The organism is Vibrio sp. 704, from assembly GCF_033339295.1.
This window is the reverse complement of the sequence record NZ_JAWOUH010000004.1, coordinates 272,457-294,831: the sequence shown is the minus strand read 5'-3', so window position 1 is coordinate 294,831 and position 22,375 is coordinate 272,457. Positions and strand designations below refer to the sequence as shown.

18 protein-coding genes are annotated in these 22,375 nt (G+C 45.1%); 11 read left to right on the top strand and 7 right to left on the bottom strand.

All coding sequences use genetic code 11. The features are described from left to right. The first annotated feature begins 69 nt into the window (after window positions 1-69). The 5 genes from R7R24_RS09525 (at window position 70) to R7R24_RS09505 (ending at window position 2,503) form a co-directional block, all read left to right on the top strand. A complete protein-coding gene (locus R7R24_RS09525) occupies window positions 70-312 on the top strand; it encodes a hypothetical protein (RefSeq protein WP_017634694.1) in 243 nt (80 codons plus the stop codon). 198 nt (window positions 313-510) lie between these two features. Then, window positions 511-1,074, top strand: coding sequence for a septation protein A (locus tag R7R24_RS09520; RefSeq protein ID WP_005376769.1), 564 nt, complete (start codon window positions 511-513; stop codon window positions 1,072-1,074). A gap of 225 nt (window positions 1,075-1,299) precedes the next feature. After that, window positions 1,300-1,695 (top strand): acyl-CoA thioester hydrolase YciA, encoded by a 396-nt coding sequence (yciA, locus tag R7R24_RS09515; protein WP_318119487.1) that lies wholly within the window; start codon window positions 1,300-1,302, stop codon window positions 1,693-1,695. A gap of 115 nt (window positions 1,696-1,810) precedes the next feature. Next, window positions 1,811-2,107 (top strand): YciI family protein, encoded by a 297-nt coding sequence (locus tag R7R24_RS09510; RefSeq protein WP_017634695.1) that lies wholly within the window; start codon window positions 1,811-1,813, stop codon window positions 2,105-2,107. 3 nt (window positions 2,108-2,110) lie between these two features. Continuing rightward, entirely contained in the window at window positions 2,111-2,503 is a 393-nt protein-coding gene (locus R7R24_RS09505) for a GspS/AspS pilotin family protein (RefSeq protein WP_054574761.1), read from the top strand. Between the two features lie 133 nt (window positions 2,504-2,636). On the opposite strand, the gene metE is transcribed toward R7R24_RS09505, so the two are convergent. Further along, window positions 2,637-4,919 (bottom strand): 5-methyltetrahydropteroyltriglutamate--homocysteine S-methyltransferase, encoded by a 2,283-nt coding sequence (gene metE / locus R7R24_RS09500; RefSeq protein ID WP_191115993.1) that lies wholly within the window; start codon window positions 4,917-4,919, stop codon window positions 2,637-2,639. Window positions 4,920-5,200: 281 nt separating this feature from the next. Between metE and metR the strand changes: the two genes are divergently transcribed. Then, window positions 5,201-6,112, top strand: a complete 912-nt coding sequence (metR, locus tag R7R24_RS09495) for an HTH-type transcriptional regulator MetR (RefSeq protein ID WP_053349657.1) — start codon at window positions 5,201-5,203, stop codon at window positions 6,110-6,112. Window positions 6,113-6,133: 21 nt separating this feature from the next. Here the strand turns inward: metR and R7R24_RS09490 are convergent, their stop codons facing one another. From R7R24_RS09490 to R7R24_RS09480, 3 genes are all read right to left on the bottom strand, one after another. Continuing rightward, window positions 6,134-6,334, bottom strand: a complete 201-nt coding sequence (locus tag R7R24_RS09490) for a DUF4250 domain-containing protein (protein ID WP_005376762.1) — start codon at window positions 6,332-6,334, stop codon at window positions 6,134-6,136. A 152-nt stretch (window positions 6,335-6,486) separates the two neighbouring features. Next, entirely contained in the window at window positions 6,487-7,197 is a 711-nt protein-coding gene (locus R7R24_RS09485; protein ID WP_005389354.1) for a hypothetical protein, read from the bottom strand. A gap of 86 nt (window positions 7,198-7,283) precedes the next feature. Further along, complete coding sequence (locus tag R7R24_RS09480; protein WP_318119486.1) at window positions 7,284-9,740, bottom strand: EAL domain-containing protein; 2,457 nt, start codon at window positions 9,738-9,740, stop codon at window positions 7,284-7,286. Window positions 9,741-10,165: 425 nt separating this feature from the next. On the opposite strand from R7R24_RS09480, the gene R7R24_RS09475 reads away from it, so the two are divergent. The 3 genes from R7R24_RS09475 (at window position 10,166) to R7R24_RS09465 (ending at window position 17,231) form a co-directional block, all read left to right on the top strand. After that, window positions 10,166-12,499: a YgiQ family radical SAM protein gene (locus R7R24_RS09475; RefSeq protein WP_054577677.1), complete on the top strand. Its 2,334-nt coding sequence runs from the start codon at window positions 10,166-10,168 to the stop codon at window positions 12,497-12,499. A 262-nt stretch (window positions 12,500-12,761) separates the two neighbouring features. Further along, window positions 12,762-16,283, top strand: a complete 3,522-nt coding sequence (locus tag R7R24_RS09470; RefSeq protein WP_054577676.1) for a T6SS effector BTH_I2691 family protein — start codon at window positions 12,762-12,764, stop codon at window positions 16,281-16,283. A gap of 3 nt (window positions 16,284-16,286) precedes the next feature. After that, window positions 16,287-17,231, top strand: a complete 945-nt coding sequence (locus R7R24_RS09465; RefSeq protein ID WP_054577675.1) for a hypothetical protein — start codon at window positions 16,287-16,289, stop codon at window positions 17,229-17,231. Between the two features lie 127 nt (window positions 17,232-17,358). Here the strand turns inward: R7R24_RS09465 and R7R24_RS09460 are convergent, their stop codons facing one another. Genes R7R24_RS09460 through R7R24_RS09450 form a run of 3 tightly spaced genes read right to left on the bottom strand, consistent with a single transcriptional unit; the run spans window position 17,359 to window position 20,235 of the window. Continuing rightward, window positions 17,359-17,781, bottom strand: a complete 423-nt coding sequence (locus R7R24_RS09460; protein ID WP_054577674.1) for a GtrA family protein — start codon at window positions 17,779-17,781, stop codon at window positions 17,359-17,361. A gap of 4 nt (window positions 17,782-17,785) precedes the next feature. Beyond that, window positions 17,786-19,192: an ArnT family glycosyltransferase gene (locus R7R24_RS09455; RefSeq protein ID WP_054577673.1), complete on the bottom strand. Its 1,407-nt coding sequence runs from the start codon at window positions 19,190-19,192 to the stop codon at window positions 17,786-17,788. Window positions 19,193-19,194: 2 nt separating this feature from the next. Continuing rightward, entirely contained in the window at window positions 19,195-20,235 is a 1,041-nt protein-coding gene (locus R7R24_RS09450) for a glycosyltransferase family 2 protein (protein WP_081008259.1), read from the bottom strand. A 152-nt stretch (window positions 20,236-20,387) separates the two neighbouring features. Here R7R24_RS09450 and R7R24_RS09445 point away from each other — a divergent pair, with 152 nt between their 5' ends. Beyond that, window positions 20,388-21,065 carry a response regulator transcription factor gene (locus R7R24_RS09445; protein ID WP_005389368.1) on the top strand — a complete coding sequence of 226 codons (678 nt, stop codon included), beginning with the start codon at window positions 20,388-20,390 and terminating at the stop codon, window positions 21,063-21,065. Next, the gene (locus R7R24_RS09440; protein ID WP_054574771.1) at window positions 21,062-22,360 is read left to right on the top strand and encodes a sensor histidine kinase; all 1,299 of its coding nucleotides are present in this window, start codon (window positions 21,062-21,064) and stop codon (window positions 22,358-22,360) included. The genes R7R24_RS09445 and R7R24_RS09440 overlap by 4 nt, the downstream gene beginning before the upstream one ends. The last annotated feature ends 15 nt before the right edge of the window (window positions 22,361-22,375 follow it).

Genomic DNA, 22,375 nt, shown 5'->3' with positions numbered 1-22,375 from the left:
AAATCGAATTATCCAGAAGGTCAAGCAGGCTGCAAATGAGTAGCGTATGAGCTTGATAAGGAGATCGCCATGTTACTTCATCGACATACATACTACGGCTTGATTCATCATGGAATCAAAACACTGTTACTTGATCGCTTAGGCCACTATACAGAAGAAGAGTATCATCAATATCTGACCCTGATGACTGGTAAATCCACTTGCTTCACGATGTCTCTCGAAGAGCTAGAAGCAACGGTCGATAACTTACTGCGGGAAGGCTATTTAGAAGATGTAAAAACGCTTATTTCCCAATATCAACGTGTGGCTTAAGGTTTAAAACTCTCAACTCTATTGCCGCTTCACGCGGCAATTTTTATTCCTTCCATTTGCTGTTTCGACGTGGAAGAAGCTTGCGGGCTGTACGATATACTAAGCGTTACTATTCTTACCTTAACTTCCTCAGTATTCACATCTTGTCAGATTCCGTTAGACTGTCTTCAATTCAACAATTAGGTAGATTTTGCCATCATGAAGCAGATCCTAGACTTTATACCACTCATCGTTTTCTTCGCTTTATACAAGCTGTACGACATCTACGTGGCGACAGGTGCACTGATCGTAGCAACAGCCATTCAGCTTGTCGTCACCTATGCGCTGTATAAGAAAGTCGAAAAGATGCAGCTAATAACATTTGTTATCGTCACTATCTTCGGCGGCATGACCCTTTTCTTCCACGACGACAATTTTATAAAGTGGAAAGTCACCATCATTTACGCGATTCTGGCGATTGGCTTAGCAGTGAGCCACGCATTGGGAAAATCAGCCATCAAAGGTATGCTAGGCAAGGAAATTACGTTACCTGACGCTGTTTGGGCAAAGATTAACTGGGCTTGGGTTGGCTTCTTCTCATTCTTCGCTGGCCTAAACATTTATATTGCTTACGAATTGCCGTTGGATGTTTGGGTTAACTTCAAAGTATTTGGAATGTTGATCGCGACATTTGCTTACATGATTGCGACTGGCTTTTACATTTATAAACACATGCCAAAAGAACAAAAAAATAACTCATCCGATGTGTCCACTGATGATTAAAAACTCAGTTTTGCTATAATCCGCGACTTCACAGCGACCTTAGGGTCGCTGTTTTGCTCCATGTATCAGTAAACCGCTCAAACAACGTACCGTTTTCAGACCATTCTTGCTGCTGTAAACCAACTTTCTCTGGTCCGGTATCTGCGGTTTTTTAAGGACCTTTGGTTCTAGGTATTTACTATGTTGGCGCTTAGTTTGAGCGCCTTTAAGATTTAGGATGTCACAATGAGTCAAGAAATTAGCTCTCCGAAAGGTCAAATGCTGCTTCGTACCCTTGCAATGCCTGCAGATACAAACGCCAATGGCGATATTTTTGGCGGTTGGATAATGTCTCAGCTCGACTTAGCAGGCGCGATTCTGGCAAAAGAGATCTCTTGTGGTCGCGTTGTCACCGTTTCGGTATCAAGCATTACGTTCAAAAAACCTGTTGGTGTGGGCGATGTCGTATGCTGCTACGGCGAATGCACTAAGATCGGCCGCACATCCATGAGTATCGATTTGGAAGTATGGGTCAAACCCGTCAAAGCTCACGGTGTTGGCGAACGCTTCATGGTTTGTGATGCGACCTTCAACTACGTAGCCATTGACAGTGAAGGTAAACCACGTCCGGTTCAGAATTAGTCAACCTACAACGCTAACAGTTAGAAAGGACCTCACATTTTCTGTTGTTCACTTGTGAGAGACACAAAAAAGGCGTTAAATTAACACTTTACCCTACCAATTAAGGAACTATGCTATGTGGTATGTCATCTTTTCACAGGACGTTGAGAACTCGTTGGAAAAACGCATGAGCGTTCGCCCACAACACTTGGGTCGCTTACAAAAGCTACAAGACGAAGGTCGCCTTCTTACAGCTGGTCCGATGCCTGCGATAGATTCTGACAATCCTGGTGAAGCTGGATTTACGGGCTCAACTGTCATCGCTGAATTCGCCTCTCTAGAGGATGCTAAAGCGTGGGCAGAAGCCGATCCTTATGTAGCGGCTGGTGTTTACGATCATGTAATCGTGAAACCGTTCAAAAAAGTGTTTTAATTTATGAAAAAATTACTGTGTCTTTTCTTGGTATTTGGTGCTCTGGCTGGCTGTTCATCAACCGATGATAATCAGCGCCAACTTGAGCTTATGGCATCAAACCGAGCAGGAGTCTTGTCTGCGGGCCTCCCTTTAGAGTACGGTCCACTGCAAATAATGCGTGTCTCATCCAACAAAAATGTTGTAGAGATGATGATGATTTATAACGATAGCGCACTCGGTGCAAAGCCGTTAAATCAAGTACTGAATACCAGTATCTATACCTACTGCAGCAACCCAGAAGTTCGCAAGCAAATTGATATGGGCTTGATGTATCGTATTAAGGTACGTAATTCTCGCGGTCAGTTGATGGCAGATGAGTTGGTTTCCGCACAGACTTGTACTCAGGTGAAGTAGCTACAGTAATTTTTGTTGCTTTCGGCATGAGACGATGATTCGCTATTATTGGATAATCTGAAAACGAAAGTTAACAATTAAGAATAGAAAAACGGAGACCACAGTCTCCGTTTTTATTTGCTGTAACGATGTGTTACGCCAGCTCAGCACGGAGCTTCTTCGCCGCTGAAACCAGATTTGCCAATGCGGCTTCTGTCTCCTTCCAGTTTCGTGTTTTCAGACCACAATCTGGGTTTACCCACAAACGTTGAGCCGGAATTTTTTCTGCCGCTTTCTTGATTAAACCTTCAATCCATTCTTCCGTAGGAATGTTTGGTGAGTGAATGTCATAAACACCAGGGCCAATTTCGTTCGGGTAATTGAACTCTTCAAATGCTTTCAGCAGCTCCATATTTGAGCGAGATGTTTCAATGGTAATGACGTCCGCATCGAGTGCCGCAACCGAATCAATGATTTCATTGAACTCGCTGTAACACATATGAGTGTGAATCTGAGTTTCTGGTTTTGCACTTGCCGCAGAGACCTTAAACGCATTTACGGCCCATTCTAAGTACGCTTTGTGATCGCGTTTTTTGAGTGGTAAACCTTCTCGAATGGCTGGCTCGTCAATTTGAATGATATTGATGCCTGCATCTTGCAGGTCAGACACCTCATCACGTAGTGCCAAAGCAAGTTGCTGCGCAATTTCTTGACGTGTGATGTCTTCACGTGGGAACGTCCAACATAAAATCGTTACTGGTCCAGTCAACATGCCTTTCATCTGTTTGCTGGTTAGCGATTGTGCGTACGTCGACCATTCAACTGTGATCGGTTTTTCACGTTCAATGTCAGCAACTACAATGGCAGGTTTCACACAGCGAGAACCATAACTCTGTACCCAACCAAATTTGGTCGTTTGAAAACCCGCCAAGTTCTCAGCGAAGTATTCCACCATGTCGTTACGCTCTGCTTCACCATGAACTAGCACATCTAGGTCGAGCGCCTCTTGACGTTTTACTGCGTCAGCAATATGTCCTTTAAGTGCTTGGATATATTCAGACTCAGATAATTGACCTGTACGATAAGCGCTGCGCTGCACCCGGATTTCACCCGTTTGAGGAAAAGAGCCGATTGTCGTTGTTGGCAACAAAGGCAAGCCCAATACTTCAGCTTGATGCGCAGCACGCTCCGCGTAAGGTGCGCTGCGCTCGGCAAGTGACGCAGTAATACTGTTTAAACGTGCTTGAACTTGTGGCTTATTCACATGCGTTGCCGTTTTACGTGCTTTGATTGGCTGGCTGTAGGTATCACAAGCGAGAATCGCATCTTGATCACCATCGAGTGCGCGGCCAAGCAAGGCGACTTCTGTTACTTTTTGTTTTGCGAACGCAAACCAGCTTTTCACTTCCTCACTGAGTTCTGTTTCCTGTTCCAGATCAACCGGGCTATGTAGCAAAGAGCATGAACTGGCAACCCAAAGTTTGTCGCCCAGTTTCTCTTTGACTGGCTGTAGACGCTCGAGTTGGGCACTTAAATCTGAACGCCACACGTTACGACCATTCACAACGCCAGCAGAAAGCACCCACCCCTCCGGTAACTTGGCAACCACATCGTCAAGCTGCTTAGGGACGGTAGATAAATCGATATGCAAACCATCTACCGGAAGCTCTACAATTTTGCCTAGCGTATCGCTTACGGAGTCAAAGTACGTCGTTAGCAGCACTTTTACATCGCTTCGAATCACTTGGTAGGCTAGCTTAAACGAATCAGCCCATTTGCTTTCTAGCTCCAGTGACAAAATTGGCTCATCAATCTGAACCCACTCAACACCTTGACTTGCTAGCTTTGCCAAAATAGCTTGGTAAGCAGTAAGTAAGCGTGGTAGCAGGGTTAAGCGGTCAAACCCTTCTTCGACCTCTTTGCCCAAGTAAAGGTAACTGACTGGACCAAGCAAAACAGGCTTCACTTGGTGGCCAGCTTGAAGCGCTTCGTTGACTTCTTCAAACAGTTGCGGCCAGCTCACTTCAAACGTATCGTCCTTGCTGAATTCAGGGACGATGTAATGGTAGTTTGTGTTGAACCATTTGGTCATATCCGATGCCGCAGCGCCCGCACAGCTGCAACCCGCCTGAGATTGACCGCGACCCACTTTAAACAACGTATCCAGGTTAGGGAAACCATCAGCGTGACGCTTTGGCACATGACCCAATAGCAACGTGGTCGTCAGTACATGATCGTACCAAGCGAAGTCGCCAGCGGTGGCAAAACTCAAACCTGAATCCGTTTGCGTTTGCCAGTTTTTGGCGCGTAGATCTGCCCCAACCTTTTTAAGCTCAGCTTGATCAATTTCTCCTCGCCAGTATTTCTCCTGAGCGAATTTTAATTCTCTTTTTTCACCAATGCGTGGATAACCTAGTATGTGAGTCGTTGTCGCCATGTCCCTATTCCTTTCTCAATTTTGTTCAATTTGTTTGGTTCAGAGCATCTTTCGGTAAAGAATAAGATGTCTGGATGGCTAAACTATCGCTCTCATCTGATATTAGAACAACGTCCATTTATTCAACTTGTTTATTAAAAAAATTCATCATGAAGCGACATGATTCGCAAATAAAAACAACAAATAGACGTCTAGACGTTTACATATCCATTTTTTGTCGTTAAGTTATTTACACGATTGCTATTCTGTTCATAGCGAGCAACAAAGGATGAAAGGAATTCATGATAGAGCTAAAACATTTGCGGACACTCACTTCGCTTCGAGACACTGGCTCTCTAACGGCGACAGCGACCGCTTTGCATCTCACTCAGTCGGCACTGTCTCATCAGATCAAAGATTTGGAGGCGCGAATTGGAGGGCAACTGTTCCTGAGAAAGACTCGTCCGGTGAAGTTCACTTCAGAGGGAGAAATCCTATTGCGTCTTGCAGAAGATATCCTTCCGAAACTCGCAAGAGCAGAAAATGATATAGCGAGCTTGAAAGAAGACGTCAATGGCCGATTACATATGGCCATTGAATGTCACTCTTGCTTCCAATGGCTAATGCCTGCACTTAGGGAGTACCAACTTGCTTGGCCTAGCGTAACATTGGACTTTTCCTCTGGTTTTGGCTTTGAACCACTCCCAGCTCTATTGGCAGGCGAACTTGATCTCGTTATTACTTCCGATATCCAACCTCGATCTGAAGTCCACTACGAGCCTCTATTCGACTTTGAAATGCGTTTAATTACCGCAACCAATCACCCATTGGCGGAAAAAGAAATTATTGATCCGCAAGATCTCGCAGATCAAACCATGCTCTCTTATCCGGTTCAAAAACAAAGGCTGGACGTCGTAAAACACTTTCTTCAGCCAGCAGGAATAGAACCTGCGAAATGGAAGCAAGCCGACAACACTCTCATGTTAGTTCAGATGGTCTCTGCTGGATTAGGGGTGGCGGCACTACCCAATTGGGCGATTTCTGAATTTTCTCGCCAAGGTCTTATTACCAGTAAACCTTTCGGCCAAGGCTTATGGCGTCGCTTGTTTGCTGCAACGCGTCACTCAGAGAAAGAAAAGCGTTACTTACAAGCTTTTTTCGCAACCGCGAGGCTACAATGTAAAAGCCACCTTGACGGAATCAAGGTGGCTTAAAAGATTTGGATTATGAAAGGCTTAGCGTTGATATGCTTTAAATTGGTTAGTCAATGGATCGTACTGATAACCGAGCATATCAAGCTTGCCGACTACAGACTCTACATCCATCTCATACACTGATACTAACTCGTCAAAACTGTCGCACTCTAAACGTAGCTTTTCGTTGACGATACCTAGCAAAATAGTGCTGTCCAGATTACCTACATTGCTTAAATCCATCGCGACTCTCCTCTTCGACAAGGTATATAAACAAGCGTAGTAGCAATTATGCGAATTTAAAGTGAGTGCGATCTAAAACGTGATCACCTTATACCCAAGCACCAAGAAAGCACTTGGATATAAGCTGTCTAGCTTTGTCTTTAGAATAGAGGTTAAGCCGCGAGAGAGAATAAACCTTGCAGGCTCGTCATCGACGCGAGTGCTAGCAACAAGGCAACGCTCAGTTGCACCTTTTCTGGTTTCTTATGCGTAAAAATATGCCAACACCACACAATAATTGAAGAAATTAGCATAGCTAAAGACAGCAAGATCGGCTGTGTCGCAGCGTTTAGTGTGGCTTCATTTAACTGGTAAGAAGCAAACAACGTTGCGATGACTAATAGCATTCCAGACACAATGCCCGTAACTGGTAAAATACGGTGAAATGCCTGTAGTCTGCTGCGAGCTATCGTAAGCAGCAATTGAGAAAATGACGCCCCAAGGAAAAATATCATTAGCGCCATCGCTATCGATGCTGGCCAGCTTGATTGCTCAAATACTTGAATACTCACATACGCAAAGGCCAAACCATTCGCTAAATGCATCGCCCATAGTGGCCCTTTCTCACGCGTTTTCTTGGTTTGAACCTGAGAATAAAAGTAGAAAATAGCAAACACGATCATAAATGCTTCAATGCGAAGTGACGCAACAGCGAGCCACAATACAGCTACTGCTGGCAACATTTTATGAAGACGTCCTCGCTGACCAGGACAAATATCGCCCTTTATTAGAAGCAAAGTCAGTAGCGCTTGTGCGCCAAATAGCATCGGAGGGAAAGTAACCAGCAATTGTTGAATCATGTTGAATGCACGCTCAAAAGTCATTTTGGGGGGCGATAATATCAAATCAACTATCGCCAAACCACCGAAAGTCGGCCCCCAAATGAGCTAAAACGGTAAGACAATTTTATTCACAGAGAGGCAAGATACTTCAACGCGTCTTCCTGCGTTAAAACTCCACGGTACTCTTCTTTGGTATTACACAGTACCCAAGGGAAACGAATCCCGGTTTTAACCAACTCTCGAATAACAGAGACAGGTAAATCCTCATCAACCAACACAAATTCGGTGCTCATTATCTGATTAACAGGACGTTTCCAAATTCGGCTTTCTCGTTCAGTTTCTCGCTCTGTGCCCATCGAGGGCGTTAGGTGTAAATTCACCGTCTCTTTCGTAATTAACCCAACACAACGATTTTCATTGAGAACAACTAAAGGCGAGCTTGGATTCAAATTCATGTACTCCACTGCCAAGGAGAGCGGTTCTCCAGGGTCCATAGACCTGACTTGTTCATGGCTCACAGATTGCAACACATCACTTTGCTTAGACTCAATCGCGATGTCAGAGAACAGATGCTCATAACTGTTCGCTTTATCCATCAAATCGACAGGCACGGCAGCAGAAAATAGAAAGCCCTGCATGTAATCGACACCGATTTCTGCCAATACTTGAAGTTCTTGCTTGGATTCCACGCCTTCAGCAACCACTTTTACATTCATTTGCTGTGCAAGCTCGGTGACCATTTTCACAATGTTATAGCTGGTGCTCCCTTTATGAATGTTCTTGATGAATTTTCGGTCTATTTTCAGTAAATCAAACTGCCCTTTTTCTAGATAAGAAAAAGAAGAATACCCAGTACCGAAGTCATCAATCGCGATCTCAATGCCCTCTTTCCGCACTTCCTCTAGAACTCGAGTATGCTCCTCATCTTGTTCAAAATACGCGGTTTCTGTTAGCTCGATAGTTACTCGCTTAGGGTCTACACCACTGGCTTTAATCAAATCATGCGACCGCTGAAGGATCTGAAGAGAATCCAATTTCGTATTGAGGGAGCGATTGATGGTCACGCCCACTTCCTCGCCATAAATTTCTTGTAAGCGCGGAAAGTGCTTCAACGCAGCTTGGCAGACCACATCATCAAGTGCCGCTATGAGTTCTAGATCTTCAATAATAGCGATCATCTTCTGCGTACAATACGCATCATTTTCATCATAGAAGCGTGCGAGGGCCTCGAACTTAACCACTCTTCCGGTTTGAACGTCGATAATCGGTTGAAAGTAAACGTCCACTAGTCCACTCTCTATTTGCGCCTCCAAAAACGCCTCGAGATGTTGGCGCTTCACTAATTCAGAGTGAAGTTCACTGTCGTAAAAGTTGAAATAGCTGCCTTCACCGGAAATAGAGGACAACATCGCTTGCGCTGCATGTGCTAGCGCTTGTCTTGGTCGGTTCGTATCATAGCCAAGGATTGACACACCAGTTTGGCCTTTAACGATAGTGGCATGCATTTTTGTGCCCATTTCATTTCTAAGCTCATTAAAGAATCCTTTCATGGCAATTTGGATCAAACGAACCGGGCTCAACCATTGACAATGAGGGGTCTGCAAGCATACGACAAACACATCCCGAGATAACTGCCCCGCAATACTGGTGTAGCGACTTCGCATAATAAAATCTGCAAAACCTAATTGCTGTTCAAGCAAGTATCTCTCCGAAAACTTGGGTCTGAGTGTCATAACAATGTTGAGTTCTTTATTTCTGCTTTCATTCGCTAAGTTAGCTAATTGGAGTTCAAATTCTTTCCTCGTTGGTAAAAAGGCAGCCCAATCATGCTGTTGTTCACAACGATTTTTCATCCACAACAACGAAGCAGAAATATCCGTAGAAAATCCGAGATAGAGAATTCGTCCAGAATGAAACGTAAGTCGGTAAATACAAAGATGATGAGCTTGGTTGCTACCGTTTGCTGTTTTGCTCAGCAAGTTACCACACCAACATCCTTCATCATTAATTTGCTGCCACAGCTGATCATAAAACGCTTGGCTATGGTGAGAGGTACTGAAAATATGAGTTTTAAGCCCAACCAGATCTCGGTTTTGATAGCCCATTTGTAACTCAAAGGCACGGTTACAACCTAAGATGCGCGTATCTTCATCGGCAACTAAAACGCCTACATTTGGCAAATCAAAAATCGTTTCGAGAATTTTCGCTAACTCCTCGCAACCAGTGATTGTTAATTGTGGAATGATAGTGCCTTGGATAATGCGCTTATTGAGCCTTTCAAAACTAATAGTAACGTGCACTAAGTTAACGTTTTTTAGCATCATGCAACAAGAAAACCGCCCCCGTCCGCCAAAGAGTTCCACTTCTAGAATTCGTTGTTTTAGCGTTTCTTGTTGCCCCATCAGCATATGATCAAACAAGTTATTTAGGCTGGTTACTGGCGTACTTATCCCAAATGCCTTTGCCATTCCTTGCTGATCACATTCGAACTCGCGAGTATCAATATCGTAAGACCACTCTATAACAGGAGTTAGACTGGAAGTCGTTTGCATTTTTGGATGCACTGTTGTCGTAGATTCACTCATACCCTAGCCCCTTTTTTTGTAATTAGCCCAAGGCTCAAAATTCACAGTCAATTCGCGACATTCCAGTTGGGACCTGCCGATCCTCTTTATAGATGGATTGTGTCAACGATAAGCCTATCGACTTAGAACTATTTCCAGAGCAGCTCAGCCTTTTGCATTTAATATGCACTAATTTGATTATAGGCTTTACCCCATATAAGCACACCATTGCTTATGATTTGTATTAAGATTGCGACATTTTTCATGAACCGATCTATAACCATGAGGCTTTCAAGGTGAAATTAGACAGAAAATCGCCGATAGAGCATTGATATTTTTACAAACCAAATAAAACTCGATGAACTAAGCTTGAATAGATGAGTTTGTTATAGATACCTGATAATCAAATCGCTATAATTCGCGCTCCCTGGAACAGAGAGCAAAATATGACCAATAACATCACTCCTATTCATGAGTACAAAAAATACTGGGCAGAGTGTTTTGGTACGGCACCTTTCTTGCCGACCAGTCGCAAAGAAATGGATGCCCTAGGATGGGATAGCTGTGACATTATCATTGTAACCGGTGACGCTTATGTGGATCACCCAAGCTTTGGTATGGCTATCATTGGCCGCCTGCTAGAAGCACAAGGTTTCCGTGTCGGTATCATTGCTCAACCAGAATGGCAAAATAAAGATGCGTTCATGCAACTTGGTAAGCCAAATCTGTTCTTCGGGATCACTGCGGGTAACATGGACTCCATGATCAACCGTTACACCGCGGATAAAAAGCTTCGTCACGATGACGCGTACACACCGAATAACGAAGGTGGTAAACGCCCAGACCGAGCAACGTTGGTTTACTCTCAACGTTGTCGTGAGGCATACAAAGAAGTACCTATTGTTTTAGGTGGTATCGAAGCTAGCCTACGCCGTGTGGCACACTACGATTACTGGTCAGATAAAGTTCGCCGTTCTGTACTGTTTGATGCAAAAGCAGACATCCTACTTTTTGGTAACGCAGAGCGCGCACTTGTCGAAGTAGCACATCGCATCGCAAACGGCGAAGACATCAGCACCATGACCAATATTCGTGGTACTGCCGTGAACTTGCCAGCGGCGCCAGAAGGCTACACGGTTATTGATTCTTCTCGCATTGAAAAACCTCGTAAAGAAGCGTTCGTACCAAAGAACCCATACGAAGTAGAAACTCAGTGTGAAACTAAAAAAGACGAGCCAGTTGCACAACCAATCACAATTCGCCCATCACGCCACGATGCTGCGACGACTGCGGTCCGTTTACCTTCGTTTGAAAAGCTAAGAAACGATCGCATTCTTTATGCGCATGCAAGCCGTGTATTGCATTTAGAAACGAACCCGTACTCTGGTCGAGCGTTACTTCAAAGCCATGGTGATCGTGAACTTTGGGTAAACCAAGCTCCAATTCCATTGACGACCGAAGAGATGGACTTTGTGTTTGGCCTGCCTTACGCGCGTATCCCTCACCCTATGTACGGGAAAGCAAAAATTCCTGCGTACGACATGATCAAGACGTCTGTAAACATCATGCGTGGTTGCTTTGGTGGCTGTTCTTTCTGTTCGATTACCGAGCATGAAGGTCGAATCATTCAAAACCGTTCGAAAGAGTCTATCATCAACGAGATTGAAGAAATTCGCGACAAAGTTCCAGGCTTTACCGGCACAATTTCCGATCTTGGTGGCCCGACTGCAAACATGTACCGCCTGGGCTGTAAAGATCCAAAAGCGGAAGCGAACTGTCGTCGTCCTTCTTGTGTATTCCCGGGCATCTGTAACAAGCTAAACACAGACCACAAACACACGATCGATTTATACCGCGAAGCGCGTAAAGTTGAAGGCGTGAAGAAAGTGATGGTTGCATCTGGCGTACGTTACGACCTTGCGATTGAATCACCAGAATACGTGAAAGAGCTCGTGACTCACCACGTGGGCGGTTACTTGAAGATTGCACCGGAACATACAGAGAAAGGTCCTCTTGATCTGATGATGAAGCCAGGCATGGGTACGTACGATCGCTTTAAAGAGATGTTCGAGAAATACAGTGCAGAAGCAGGCAAGAAGCAGTACTTAATCCCTTATTTTATCTCTGCGCACCCAGGCACAGAAGACGAAGACATGCTGAACCTTGCTCTGTGGCTGAAAAAGAACAACTTCGAATGTGACCAAGTACAAAACTTCTACCCTTCGCCAATGTGTAACGCAACGTCGATGTACTACTCAGAGACAAACCCTCTGAAACGCGTGAAGTACAAAAAACGTGAAGATGTACCTGTAGCAAAAGGTGAACGTCAACGTCGCCTGCATAAAGCGCTGTTGCGTTATCACGATCCAGCAAACTGGCCAATGATCCGTGAAGCCCTAGTCAGTATGGGTAAAAAACATTTGATCGGTGACAAACAAGGCTGTCTCGTTCCTGCAGAAGACATTGAAGCACAAACACCTGCGCAACGTCGTAAATCTGGTCGTCACGGGGCAAACCGCTTTGCAACCAAACATACCAAAAATCAACCAGGCTTCGGTGGTCATTTGAACAAACGCTCTGAAAGCGGTTCAAAAGATGGTAAGCCATCTGGTAACCGTAACGGTTCTGGCAAAGCTACAGGTGGTCAACGCCCTGCAAGCAACGGCCAACGTCCTAGCGGCAACGGTGCAAACCGCCCGGCAGGTAGCAAGCCGCAAGGCCAAGGTCGCCCGCAAGGACAAGGCAAACCAGCTGGTCAACGTAAACCAAAGCGTCGCTAATTATTTAGAGCTTAAATACTAGAAAGGGCTCCAGAGTTAACTCTGGAGCCCTTTTGTTTTGTCGGCTCATTGAGGCATCACTCACAACTCAAACTTTGATTCAATCAATACAAAAAATGGTAAACACCAACCAACTTATTGGAAAAACAAACAATTATTTGATTGACGCAAAACCATAAAAATATAACCCATTGATTTTTAATCGCTTTATTTTGGTGCGATATTTGCGTAACAGAGTAAAACTCTTAAACATGGGCTAACGATGAATAATCCACTTCCCCCAAAAACTTCTATGTTCTGGTATGACAACAGCTATACCTATGAGGAGGCCGTTCAGGCATTTGAAAGCGATGGTACACTGAAATCGCTGAATATCGTTCCAATCACGGAATCCGATGATCTTGCTGGCTCACCCCCAGAGCGCAGTATGTTTTGGGAGGGAGAAACAAAAAAAATCGATCCGCCACCGCCGTCTGAACCAGAGCCTCTAAATTTAAAAACTGAGAAAGAAGCAACGGAAGCATCACCTGCGCACTTTATCCCAGTCCGCTATGCCATCGATCAGCTAGAAACAGAAGAGACACAACCTTTTGGTTTGCCTGAAGAATGGAAAGGCCAAGGCCCAGCCAAACTCAATACCGTTGGTTACACCCTGCGTCAACTGCGCGACGGTTGGCTGTATGTCTATGATGCAATCAACAAAAGCTTAGACGAATACGAAATCAAAGGAACGCAATTCACGCTCTATAAGTTGGGAGAATCAGAAAGCCCAAAATCAGAGCAGCGTGGGACACCACAAGATGCAAAGCCCTTCCTTACTTACGTCAACGGAAGCGTACTATCGATTTGCTTCTCTGAGCACCGGTGGACATGGCACACGTTCATGCGCGTACTTAACAATCCGAGTAATCATATCGATCGCATGCAAACCATTGTTCTGTCCTCAAACGAGAATCAGCACAACATTGCACCAATAGATAAGTTAACCCAAGTCGCTGATATTGAATCTTCTGCCGTCGATGATGGTCGCTTTGCGGATTCTGGCATCGCCACCAAAGCAGATGAAGATGGTTCTGTCTTTAAACCTGTCGCAGTCGAAAGCGATTTAACCTCTGCGATTCCAGAAGAAGAATCAGGCTACTTCGTCGCGATAAAAGATTACGCCGCAGACATTCAAGATATGTCACTGCATTTTGTTGGTGCCGCAAGCCCTTACCGCCTTTTCACTGACCAGTTTTCAAACCAGTGGAACTTGATGCAGACCGCCATGCAACTGTGTATGTTTGGTGCAAGTGACGAGATAGACATGCCAGCTAGCGTTAAGCGTAACGGCGAAGAGCTGTCGTTTTATACCGACATGGCTGACTATTATGACTCCTCTCACCAACTTGATTTGGCAGAGCAGAACAAAAGCTCAGTTCAGTCCGGCTATCCTGCTAAATTTTCCGCTGGAGCGATTGAATCACACCAACATACCCAAAGTGACATTGCTAAAGCGATACAGGACAAATATCGAATTTCTGCGAGCCGTTTTGGTAAATACGAACAATGGATAGCGACTGAACGCTGGCGTCAGCAGCTCAACTGGAAGCAAATGCTGAGCGAGATGCAAGATCTGTCAGAACAAAAAGAAACCATGCTAGCCCAAGTGGTTTCGGTCAAACGCGACTTTATCGCAGTAATGGAGTCCTTAACACCTCATCATCTTGAGAGAACCTTCGACCTATACAGCGAAGACACGCAGTACAGCTTGTATCAACTGCACAAGCAAGCGGTTGAGTCATTTACTTTGGTGATGCAAGAAGAAGACCGCCAATGGGCAGAAAGCCAATGGGAGAAACCAACCAGTTTACTCGCACTCTACACTTCCGGGTTTAGTCGTAGTCTCTTTAAACAAGTGGAGAAATTAATTCCTGAACAAGTTTCAAATCAGGTAGGTGAAGTAGACGTCGCCAAAATTGTTCCAGACACTGAAAGCTCAGACAAACAGTTTATGGACTACGTTTCGACAGCAAGTAACCGTGTGGGTATGTATGCAAAAGTAATGGACTTTATTTCTAACCCAAATACTGCAGAAACCGAATTTCTAAGAGATATAGCAAAAGGATTCGATGGGCTAGATAGCATATTCAAAGCGACTAACAGCGCTTTACTCAAGGGGGTAATAGAGTTTGGCGTTAGCCTAACAGCCCAAGCGTCTATCTTAATGATATCTCTATTGTCAAAACCGCTCACCCGAACAAGTTTTTACCTAAGAGCTGCCGTTGTAGAACGTTTGTCGATAAACACTCCAATCAATATCAACAAAGGCTACGCACAAAGTTTTGGTTCTTGGAAATCCAATCATGATAAAAAACTCATCGCATCGAACCAAAACAAGGAAGTGTTAGCAGCCTTCAACAAGGGTGATAAAACTATATCAAACACGCAGTATAAGAAGGCTCTCCAGCAACAGCGGCACCTTCAAAAAAGCTTGGCCGTTGCGACGTTGGAATACCCTCAGTACATAGAACTTCCAGATGACGTACTTGAGGCAACAATTCGAATGCGTAAAGACATATGGGATAACCGATTAAACAACCTCAAGAAACGGTTTGAAGATGTAGGCGGTCTGGGCTTCATAGCTCTGATTTTTAACTGCCTCGCATTTGCTGATGCAATGAACAGCATTCAAGAATCTGGGCTCATGAGCCAAGATGATTTCTTGGATATTCAGCAAAAGCTATTTTACACGGCCGGTGCTTGGACGGGTATTCGGACGGGTAAATTATGGGATAATGTTAAAGGGAATGAGAAACTAAGAAAGCACTCACTGAAAACTCTTAAAAATTTAGTCGATCGAAATGCCAATGGTTTTGAAAACTTGATCCTTGATGATTTAAAGGTCTTCAATAAATGGCTCGCGATTACAGGAGCTTTAGGAGCGTTGGCTTCGGGTATTGAGGCGTACCGTTCTTGGCAGAGTGCTGATGAAGTTTATGGTCTTGAAAGATCTTTGCATATAATAAATACCGCAACACTTGGTTTAACTAGTGCAATTGGTTTGTTCCAAGCATACGGAGGGTTGACTGGACAATTTGCACTAAACTTGACCTTTGGTGGACCCGTAATGGCATTCTTAGCTGTTCTCACGGTTGCATACCTAGCCATCAATTATAAACTGAACAAGCTGAAACAAGATGATTTCCAAAAATGGCTAGATAAACTCCCATGGGGATACCATCCTGCTCGTACTCAGTGGAGCCAATCTGCGAGCTTGCCTGAAAGAGAAAAACATAATTCAGCCTTGGTACAGCAAGCTCTGTTTGACTTACAGTCGATTATTCAGCAGCCTACGGTATACCATCAACCTATTGAAAAAGTACAAGCTTACCCAGGTTACACACATCGTGAGTTAATCGGTTTGGAAGTGCATATTCAACTGCCAAGGCGGGCAGCAACGAATGGTATTACAGTGAGTACCAACACCAAGGCAAAAGAAGATGATTTAACGTCCGGCTCGTGGCATCAAAACGCAGATTTAGTCACGCTACAAACCCAGAACCAAGCGAGCAAAGAATTACTGGTGTATAAGGTGACATTGCCGATTAAAGAGGCCGATCAATACCTCGCTATTCAAGTGACGTACGATATGGAAGATGATGCCCCAGCTAAGCGTGAGTATTGCTTCCAAAACAGCATAAAACAGAGTGCAACTTATGGCGTGATTTCAGACAATACTAAACAAGACATCATTAAAAAAGCACTCACACCCGTTGTTGGCACATTAGGTTTTCAGGAGTAACCCTTGGCATATTCACCATTTTATATCACCCCAGAAGAATTGGCGGTTTATCAAGAAGCGCAAGAGCAAGAGATTCTCACAGGGAACAATTTAACAACATGGCATAAGTATGATGTAGAGGAGCCTTTTCGCTACCATTACAAATTAACTGCGCTTCCATTTGTGATCGCACCATTCCTAATGGTTTTTTTTATACATACAAGCGATACGGTTGGTGCAACCATTTTTGCCTTTATTTTGTCAGTGATGATGGCCGGAGTCTTTTACCTTACGATTGGCCTAGATTATCGATATGACTACATTTTTTCAGATAAAGGCTTTGTGATGAAAAAACGTCGCAATATGCCTAAATGGGTAAATACCGCTACGCAAGCTGTTGGCTGGATAGGCGCAGTGGTGTGTGTGGTTATGGTAGCACTGGTTGGTCCAATGGCATTAGCGGGAGCAGGTGCCTTCATTTTGCTTTCATTTGGTATGTTAAAACGCCAGCCTGATGAACCAACAGAAGTGAGAGTTGGAGAGCGAGAAGATTGGCTTTTTGCTGATTACAATAAGAAAAGAAAAGTACTCCAATTCTATTTTAAGTATGACAGGTGCGAATACCAAGATACTGCTCAAGAGATTGTCTTTCGTTCACAAGATCGATTCGATTGTTACGTTTTCTTTAAAACTGAAGCAGATTTAGAATCCATGGTCGCGCAACTGTCAAAGGTCTACAAACTGAATTGTACAGAGGTCGAGGACCACAAAAAGCTGTTTGAAGCAAAGCCAGAATCAAGACTGTTTAGTATTCCTGTTTGTAGTCGAGAATATAAAACCGATGAGGTGTTTGATTTAAGGGCTTCGAAAGCCCCACTCCCAGAGTGTAAGTATCTTTACAACGGCAAGTGGCAAACGGAATCTGAGATTGAAAAATCTAAATCTGAACTAACAACAGCCAAGGTATAAACCTTGGCTTATTTACCTTTTTACATCCCCCATGAAAAGCTTTAGGTTTACTCTGATGTACAAAAAGAAAAATTGGTTCAAATAACGAATTTTTAACTCGAGGATAGGAGAGTAAGCCCGAACCTTTCTATCCTCTACTAAACACCCATTTTGCACTGAGCAAATAATTACTCATCATGCATGCCAATATGCCTAAGCTCAAAGCCAAATAGACCATCATTCCTTGCGTTCCTAGCGCGAGCGTTACGCCTTTAAACACAATAAAATTCGGCAAAGCACTGATACAGGCACTCATCATAGACTTTTTCCATTGAGCGAAAGGGTTGGTTTTTTCTGCTTGAGAGAAAGTCAGCCAGCGATTGCCAAGCCAAGTCGTGGTTGCTGCAAACAAAAATGCTATCCCACGAGCCAGCATCAACTCCAGACCAAACCAATGGAACAACACAGAAAAGATAAGGGTGTCGACCATAAAGCCGACACCACCTACTAGAGCAAACCTTGTTAACGAAGCAAACCTTTCCAGCGAAGCAAATTTTGGTAATTTGCGCATTCCGTTATCCAACCACACAGGTGTAGAGTGAGCGTTTCGATTTTGCTGTGAACTCGTTGGTACAACTCAACGCATTTTCATGAATCATGCTATCCACTTGCTGCGATTTACCAATCAGATGGAATTTCTTCAGATTGTTTAAGTCATTCTTATCTTCAAGCTCTTTCGCCTGACCATGACTATAGAACTGGCCTGAGAACGGGCGCTTACCAATATAAAAGACCGGAGCGTTGTCATTAATTTGCGAGAAGATTATGCGGTCGCTGCGGCTATCTGCTTTGCCCATATTCAAAACCAACATCGCAATCATAAGCAGGGCTGGCAACACCGCCGCCGTTCCGGTCAACCATTTGAAATCGTGTTTATCCACCAGCATTGCAATCAAGATACCCAATGCAGGCACACCCGGTAGCACGTAAGCAGGCAAAATATTCCCAGCCATGGTGAACAAGATCATTGGTGAAATCAGCCAACACATCAGGAAGCTAAACAAACCTTGATGATCGGTTTCAATGGCTTTGAGCACCTTACGACGTTTCCACGCCAAGATAGGCAATACAATTGACCAAGGCGCAGCCGATTGCAGCCAGAATACCCAGATCATCCCACGTGGTTGATCATGAGCAGAGCCATACAGGTCCCCTTCCCAACCGCTGACAACAAAACGCTTAAAGTGCTCGCCAACAATGAAGTAATCAATAAATCCAGGCGTCGCCATTTCTGCCATGATGTACCACGGTAGAGCAATCGCCAGCATGAGCGCCAACCCCGATACAATTGGAAAACGCTGCCACAGGGCTTTGAAGGCACCAAAGAAACCATGCTGAATCACGAGCCAAGGAAACACTGCGATACCCATGATCACGATCGCCACTGGACCTTTTGCTAACAGCCCGCAAGCCAAGCCAAAGAAACCAAGGTAACCCCATAATCGGCTGTGTTTGTCTTTACCAAGCCAGCAGTAGTAAAAGCCGACCATCGCCATCGTCATTGCCAACGTCAGTGCCATGTCTGTCATCACCGCACCCGCCGCAATTGAAAAGATGCCACAGGTCGCCAGTACCAACGCTGCGATGACTGCATTAAAGCCAGCGCGATGCGCCATGAAAGCAACAAAAACGATCGTCGCAACCCCCGCTAACCAATGAGGCGCGCGCACTGCAAATTCATTCAATCCAAACAGCTCAATGCCGTAAGCACTCATCCAAGTGAACAGGGGTGGCTTCCCCCAGAAAGGCACGCCGTAATCAAACTGTGGGGTAAGCCAATTGCCGGTTTCCACCATTAAGCGCGCCATTTCGCCATAGCGGGCTTCTGTGGTGTCCATCAAAGGGTAAGCGGCAAGTGAAATAAGACGGAGTAAAAGAGCAAACGCCAACAACAACCACAGATGGGTTTTATTAATACTCATGATTACGCGGTTTCTCCCAGTTTAAACTTCATGGTTTGGATGGATTGATGTTTTGCAGGCTGCTCGTAAACAGACTGAACAAGATAAAGAGGGCGTTGCTTGGTCTCGACAAAAATGCGGCCAATGTATTCACCCAAAAGGCCAATCGACAGCAGTTGCACACCGCCCAAAGCAAGTTGCACCACCATCATGGATGGGTAGCCAGTGACAGGCTCACCAAACACAACGGTTTTCATCACAATGAATGCGCCATAGATAAAGGCACTGAACGCCACTAACGCACCGGCAAGTGTCGCTAAGCGTAAAGGACGAATGGAAAACGAGGTAATGCCATCCATTGCAAGGCCAATCAGCTTGAGGTAATTCCATTTGGTTTCACCACAGAAACGAGCGTCACGCTCAAACTGAACCGTCACTTGTTTGAAACCCGGCCAAGAGAAAATACCTTTCATGTATCGGTTACGCTCTGGCAACGCATTGATGTGTTTAACCACTTTTGCGCTCAGTAGACGGAAATCACCCACGTTCTCCGGCACATCCAATTTCGCCATGCTGTTAAGCACTTTGTAAAAGCAAGCGGCCGAAAAGCGTTTGAACCAAGTTTCGCCGTGGCGTTCACTGCGCTGCATGTTCACTACGTCATACCCTTCACGCCATTTTGATACCATTTGCGGGATCAACTCCGGTGGGTCTTGCAAGTCGGCATCAATCACGATCACCGTTTCACCTTGGCAGTGTTCCAGACCCGCACTCATGGCGGACTCTTTGCCGAAGTTACGGCTTAGTGCAATACAACGAACGTCGCTAGAAGATTGAGAAAAGTTTTGCGCGATCATTAGGCTGTCATCTTTGCTGCCGTCGTCGACATAGACGATTTCGCAATGTTCTGGCATTTCATCCAAAACGGCGGCTAAACGACGATGAAATTCAGGTAAGACTTCTTGCTCGTTAAAGAATGGCACCACAACAGACAAAACTGTTTTAGGCTCAGTGTGTTGGCTCACCTTTGAAAAGGTTGCAGCGTGAATGTTGAAGGTTGACATGCTACTCTTCCACTAAATCCGATGAATGAATCCAGTCTACAAACATCAACGTGAAAGAGATGTTATTGACATCTTTTTCACGTCCTTAGTGAATAATGTTCGGTTAAGACGAAATCTTATTTTCGAGCACCTGCCCACTTGGAGAGAAATACATGAAACGCGTACTTTTAGTCGAAGATAATCGAGAAATCGCAGGCATGCTGTTCGATTATTTTGAGTGTGCAGGTATGGAACTCGATTATGCAGACAACGGCGAGCTCGGCCTGAAACTGGCGATGGAAAACACCTTCGACATCATCTTGCTCGACCTCATGCTGCCACGCATGGATGGCCTGACCATGTGTAATAAACTTCGCGATGCGGGCAACAACACACCAGTGCTTATGCTGACGGCACTTGATAGCCGTGACGATATGCTCAAAGGCTTCCAACACGGTGCCGATGATTACCTGACTAAACCTTTCGATCTTGATATTCTAGAAGCGCGCATGATGGCACTGATCCGCCGTTACCGTGGCACTGTCGCATCGAGTAAGTTGGAATACGGTGAAGTCTCTATCGACCAAAAAACGCGTAAAGCTTATCGCCAAGATAAACTGTTGGCGCTAAACCCTACCACTTACACCATTCTGGAAATGCTTGTGAAAAGCGCGCCAGACGTAGTGACACGCGAAGAAATTGCCTTCCAACTTTGGCAAGAGAACGAGCCGAACAACGACGTTCTGCGCAGCCACATTTACCAACTTCGCAACCAACTTGATAAGCCATTTGAACAACATGTGCTTATCACCGTGCCGAAAGTTGGCTTCCGCTTGGAGACAGGTGCATGATCAATCGCTTACTTGCAAGCACGCAAAGCACACAAAGTATGACAGGGCGACTCGCTCTGTTTTTCTCTTTTGTGTCGGTCGTGATTGGCATCTTCTGCTTTTTGTTGATTACCGGCTCCCTGCTTTGGTCTGAAGACCGCGTGGGCGAGCGTCGTATTATGGTCGACAAAAAAGAAGCAATTGAACATTTCCAGTCCCACCCAGAGCAAGGCAGTATTCAGCTTGACCTGCTCACCACTGCATACAACGACATCTCATTGGTTGCCGAGCGCTATCAAAAATACCTGATTGGTCAAAAGCACTTTCTTGATGAAGTAGAAGACGGTGAATACTCGCGCATGGTTTACATGAGCACTTACACCTACAAAGGAGTTGAACATCCCGTGATTCTGGTTTCCTTGATTGATGAAATCGAGATCACCTCAGAGGAATTCATTCTCGTCGTCGCTATGGTGCTCTCCATTGTCGCCGTATTGGTGTTCCTGTTTGGTAGCCTGCTGCTGCGCTTATCGCAGCGCTTAATTGAACCCGTCAATGCGCTTAAAACCCAACTCGATCATCACCAAGGCGATGCCACGCAGACCTTTAGTGTGCCTGAGGGCTCGGCCAAAGAGTTCCAAACCCTTGCGGATGAGTTGAATGAGTACCGCCACAAAATCAACCAAGTCATCAAGCGCGAGCAAGCCTTTGCACGATACGCAAGCCATGAACTGCGTACACCGTTAACCGTGATGAAAGGCTCAAGCAGCTTACTGGCGAGAAGTGCGAACACGGATTTCCAAAACCGCCAAGTGAACCGAATTCAGGATGCAACGCAGCAGATGTCGACCATGGTGGATGCCCTACTCGGCTTAGTGCGTTACGAGCGTAATGCAGATGATTCACCAGTACGCAGCATCACCGAAGAAGAACTCAACCAAATCATCTTCCAAAGCCAAGCTCAGGCGGATGAGAAAGCACTCAGCTTTAATGTACAGATAGACGGCAACCCAAGAACGCGCGCGACCAATGCCGTGTTGACCATCATTCTTGGCAACCTGATTCGAAACGGCATCGCCGCGACACCATCGGGATCAATTCATATCAATATGGATGAAAACACCATCTCGGTGCGCGATGAAGGTGAAGGCTTTTCGACCATTCCACATTCTGATGGGCACGGATTAGGTTTGATGATTGTGGACGATTTGTGCCAACGCTATGGCTGGCAATTTAAGATTGGTACACATCCAGAAGGTGGTTGTGAGGCGGTGATTGATCTTACGTCAGAGCATCAAGAGGCTTGCTCAGAGTAACTTCCCCAGCGCCTA

Excerpts from the sequence above, each read along its gene's own strand:
- R7R24_RS09505 (WP_054574761.1), top strand. The coding sequence starts at position 2,111 with ATGAAAAAATTACTGTGTCTTTTCTTGGTATTTGGTGCTCTGGCTGGC.
- R7R24_RS09455 (WP_054577673.1), bottom strand. The coding sequence starts at position 19,192 with ATGAGTATTAATAAAACCCATCTGTGGTTGTTGTTGGCGTTTGCTCTT.
- R7R24_RS09525 (WP_017634694.1), top strand. The coding sequence starts at position 70 with ATGTTACTTCATCGACATACATACTACGGCTTGATTCATCATGGAATC.
- R7R24_RS09520 (WP_005376769.1), top strand. The coding sequence starts at position 511 with ATGAAGCAGATCCTAGACTTTATACCACTCATCGTTTTCTTCGCTTTA.
- R7R24_RS09475 (WP_054577677.1), top strand. The coding sequence starts at position 10,166 with ATGACCAATAACATCACTCCTATTCATGAGTACAAAAAATACTGGGCA.
- R7R24_RS09470 (WP_054577676.1), top strand. The coding sequence starts at position 12,762 with ATGAATAATCCACTTCCCCCAAAAACTTCTATGTTCTGGTATGACAAC.
- R7R24_RS09480 (WP_318119486.1), bottom strand. The coding sequence starts at position 9,740 with ATGAGTGAATCTACGACAACAGTGCATCCAAAAATGCAAACGACTTCC.
- metR (WP_053349657.1), top strand. The coding sequence starts at position 5,201 with ATGATAGAGCTAAAACATTTGCGGACACTCACTTCGCTTCGAGACACT.
- R7R24_RS09510 (WP_017634695.1), top strand. The coding sequence starts at position 1,811 with ATGTGGTATGTCATCTTTTCACAGGACGTTGAGAACTCGTTGGAAAAA.
- yciA (WP_318119487.1), top strand. The coding sequence starts at position 1,300 with ATGAGTCAAGAAATTAGCTCTCCGAAAGGTCAAATGCTGCTTCGTACC.
- R7R24_RS09485 (WP_005389354.1), bottom strand. The coding sequence starts at position 7,197 with ATGACTTTTGAGCGTGCATTCAACATGATTCAACAATTGCTGGTTACT.
- metE (WP_191115993.1), bottom strand. The coding sequence starts at position 4,919 with ATGGCGACAACGACTCACATACTAGGTTATCCACGCATTGGTGAAAAA.
- R7R24_RS09450 (WP_081008259.1), bottom strand. The coding sequence starts at position 20,235 with ATGTCAACCTTCAACATTCACGCTGCAACCTTTTCAAAGGTGAGCCAA.
- R7R24_RS09490 (WP_005376762.1), bottom strand. The coding sequence starts at position 6,334 with ATGGATTTAAGCAATGTAGGTAATCTGGACAGCACTATTTTGCTAGGT.
- R7R24_RS09440 (WP_054574771.1), top strand. The coding sequence starts at position 21,062 with ATGATCAATCGCTTACTTGCAAGCACGCAAAGCACACAAAGTATGACA.
- R7R24_RS09460 (WP_054577674.1), bottom strand. The coding sequence starts at position 17,781 with ATGCGCAAATTACCAAAATTTGCTTCGCTGGAAAGGTTTGCTTCGTTA.
- R7R24_RS09445 (WP_005389368.1), top strand. The coding sequence starts at position 20,388 with ATGAAACGCGTACTTTTAGTCGAAGATAATCGAGAAATCGCAGGCATG.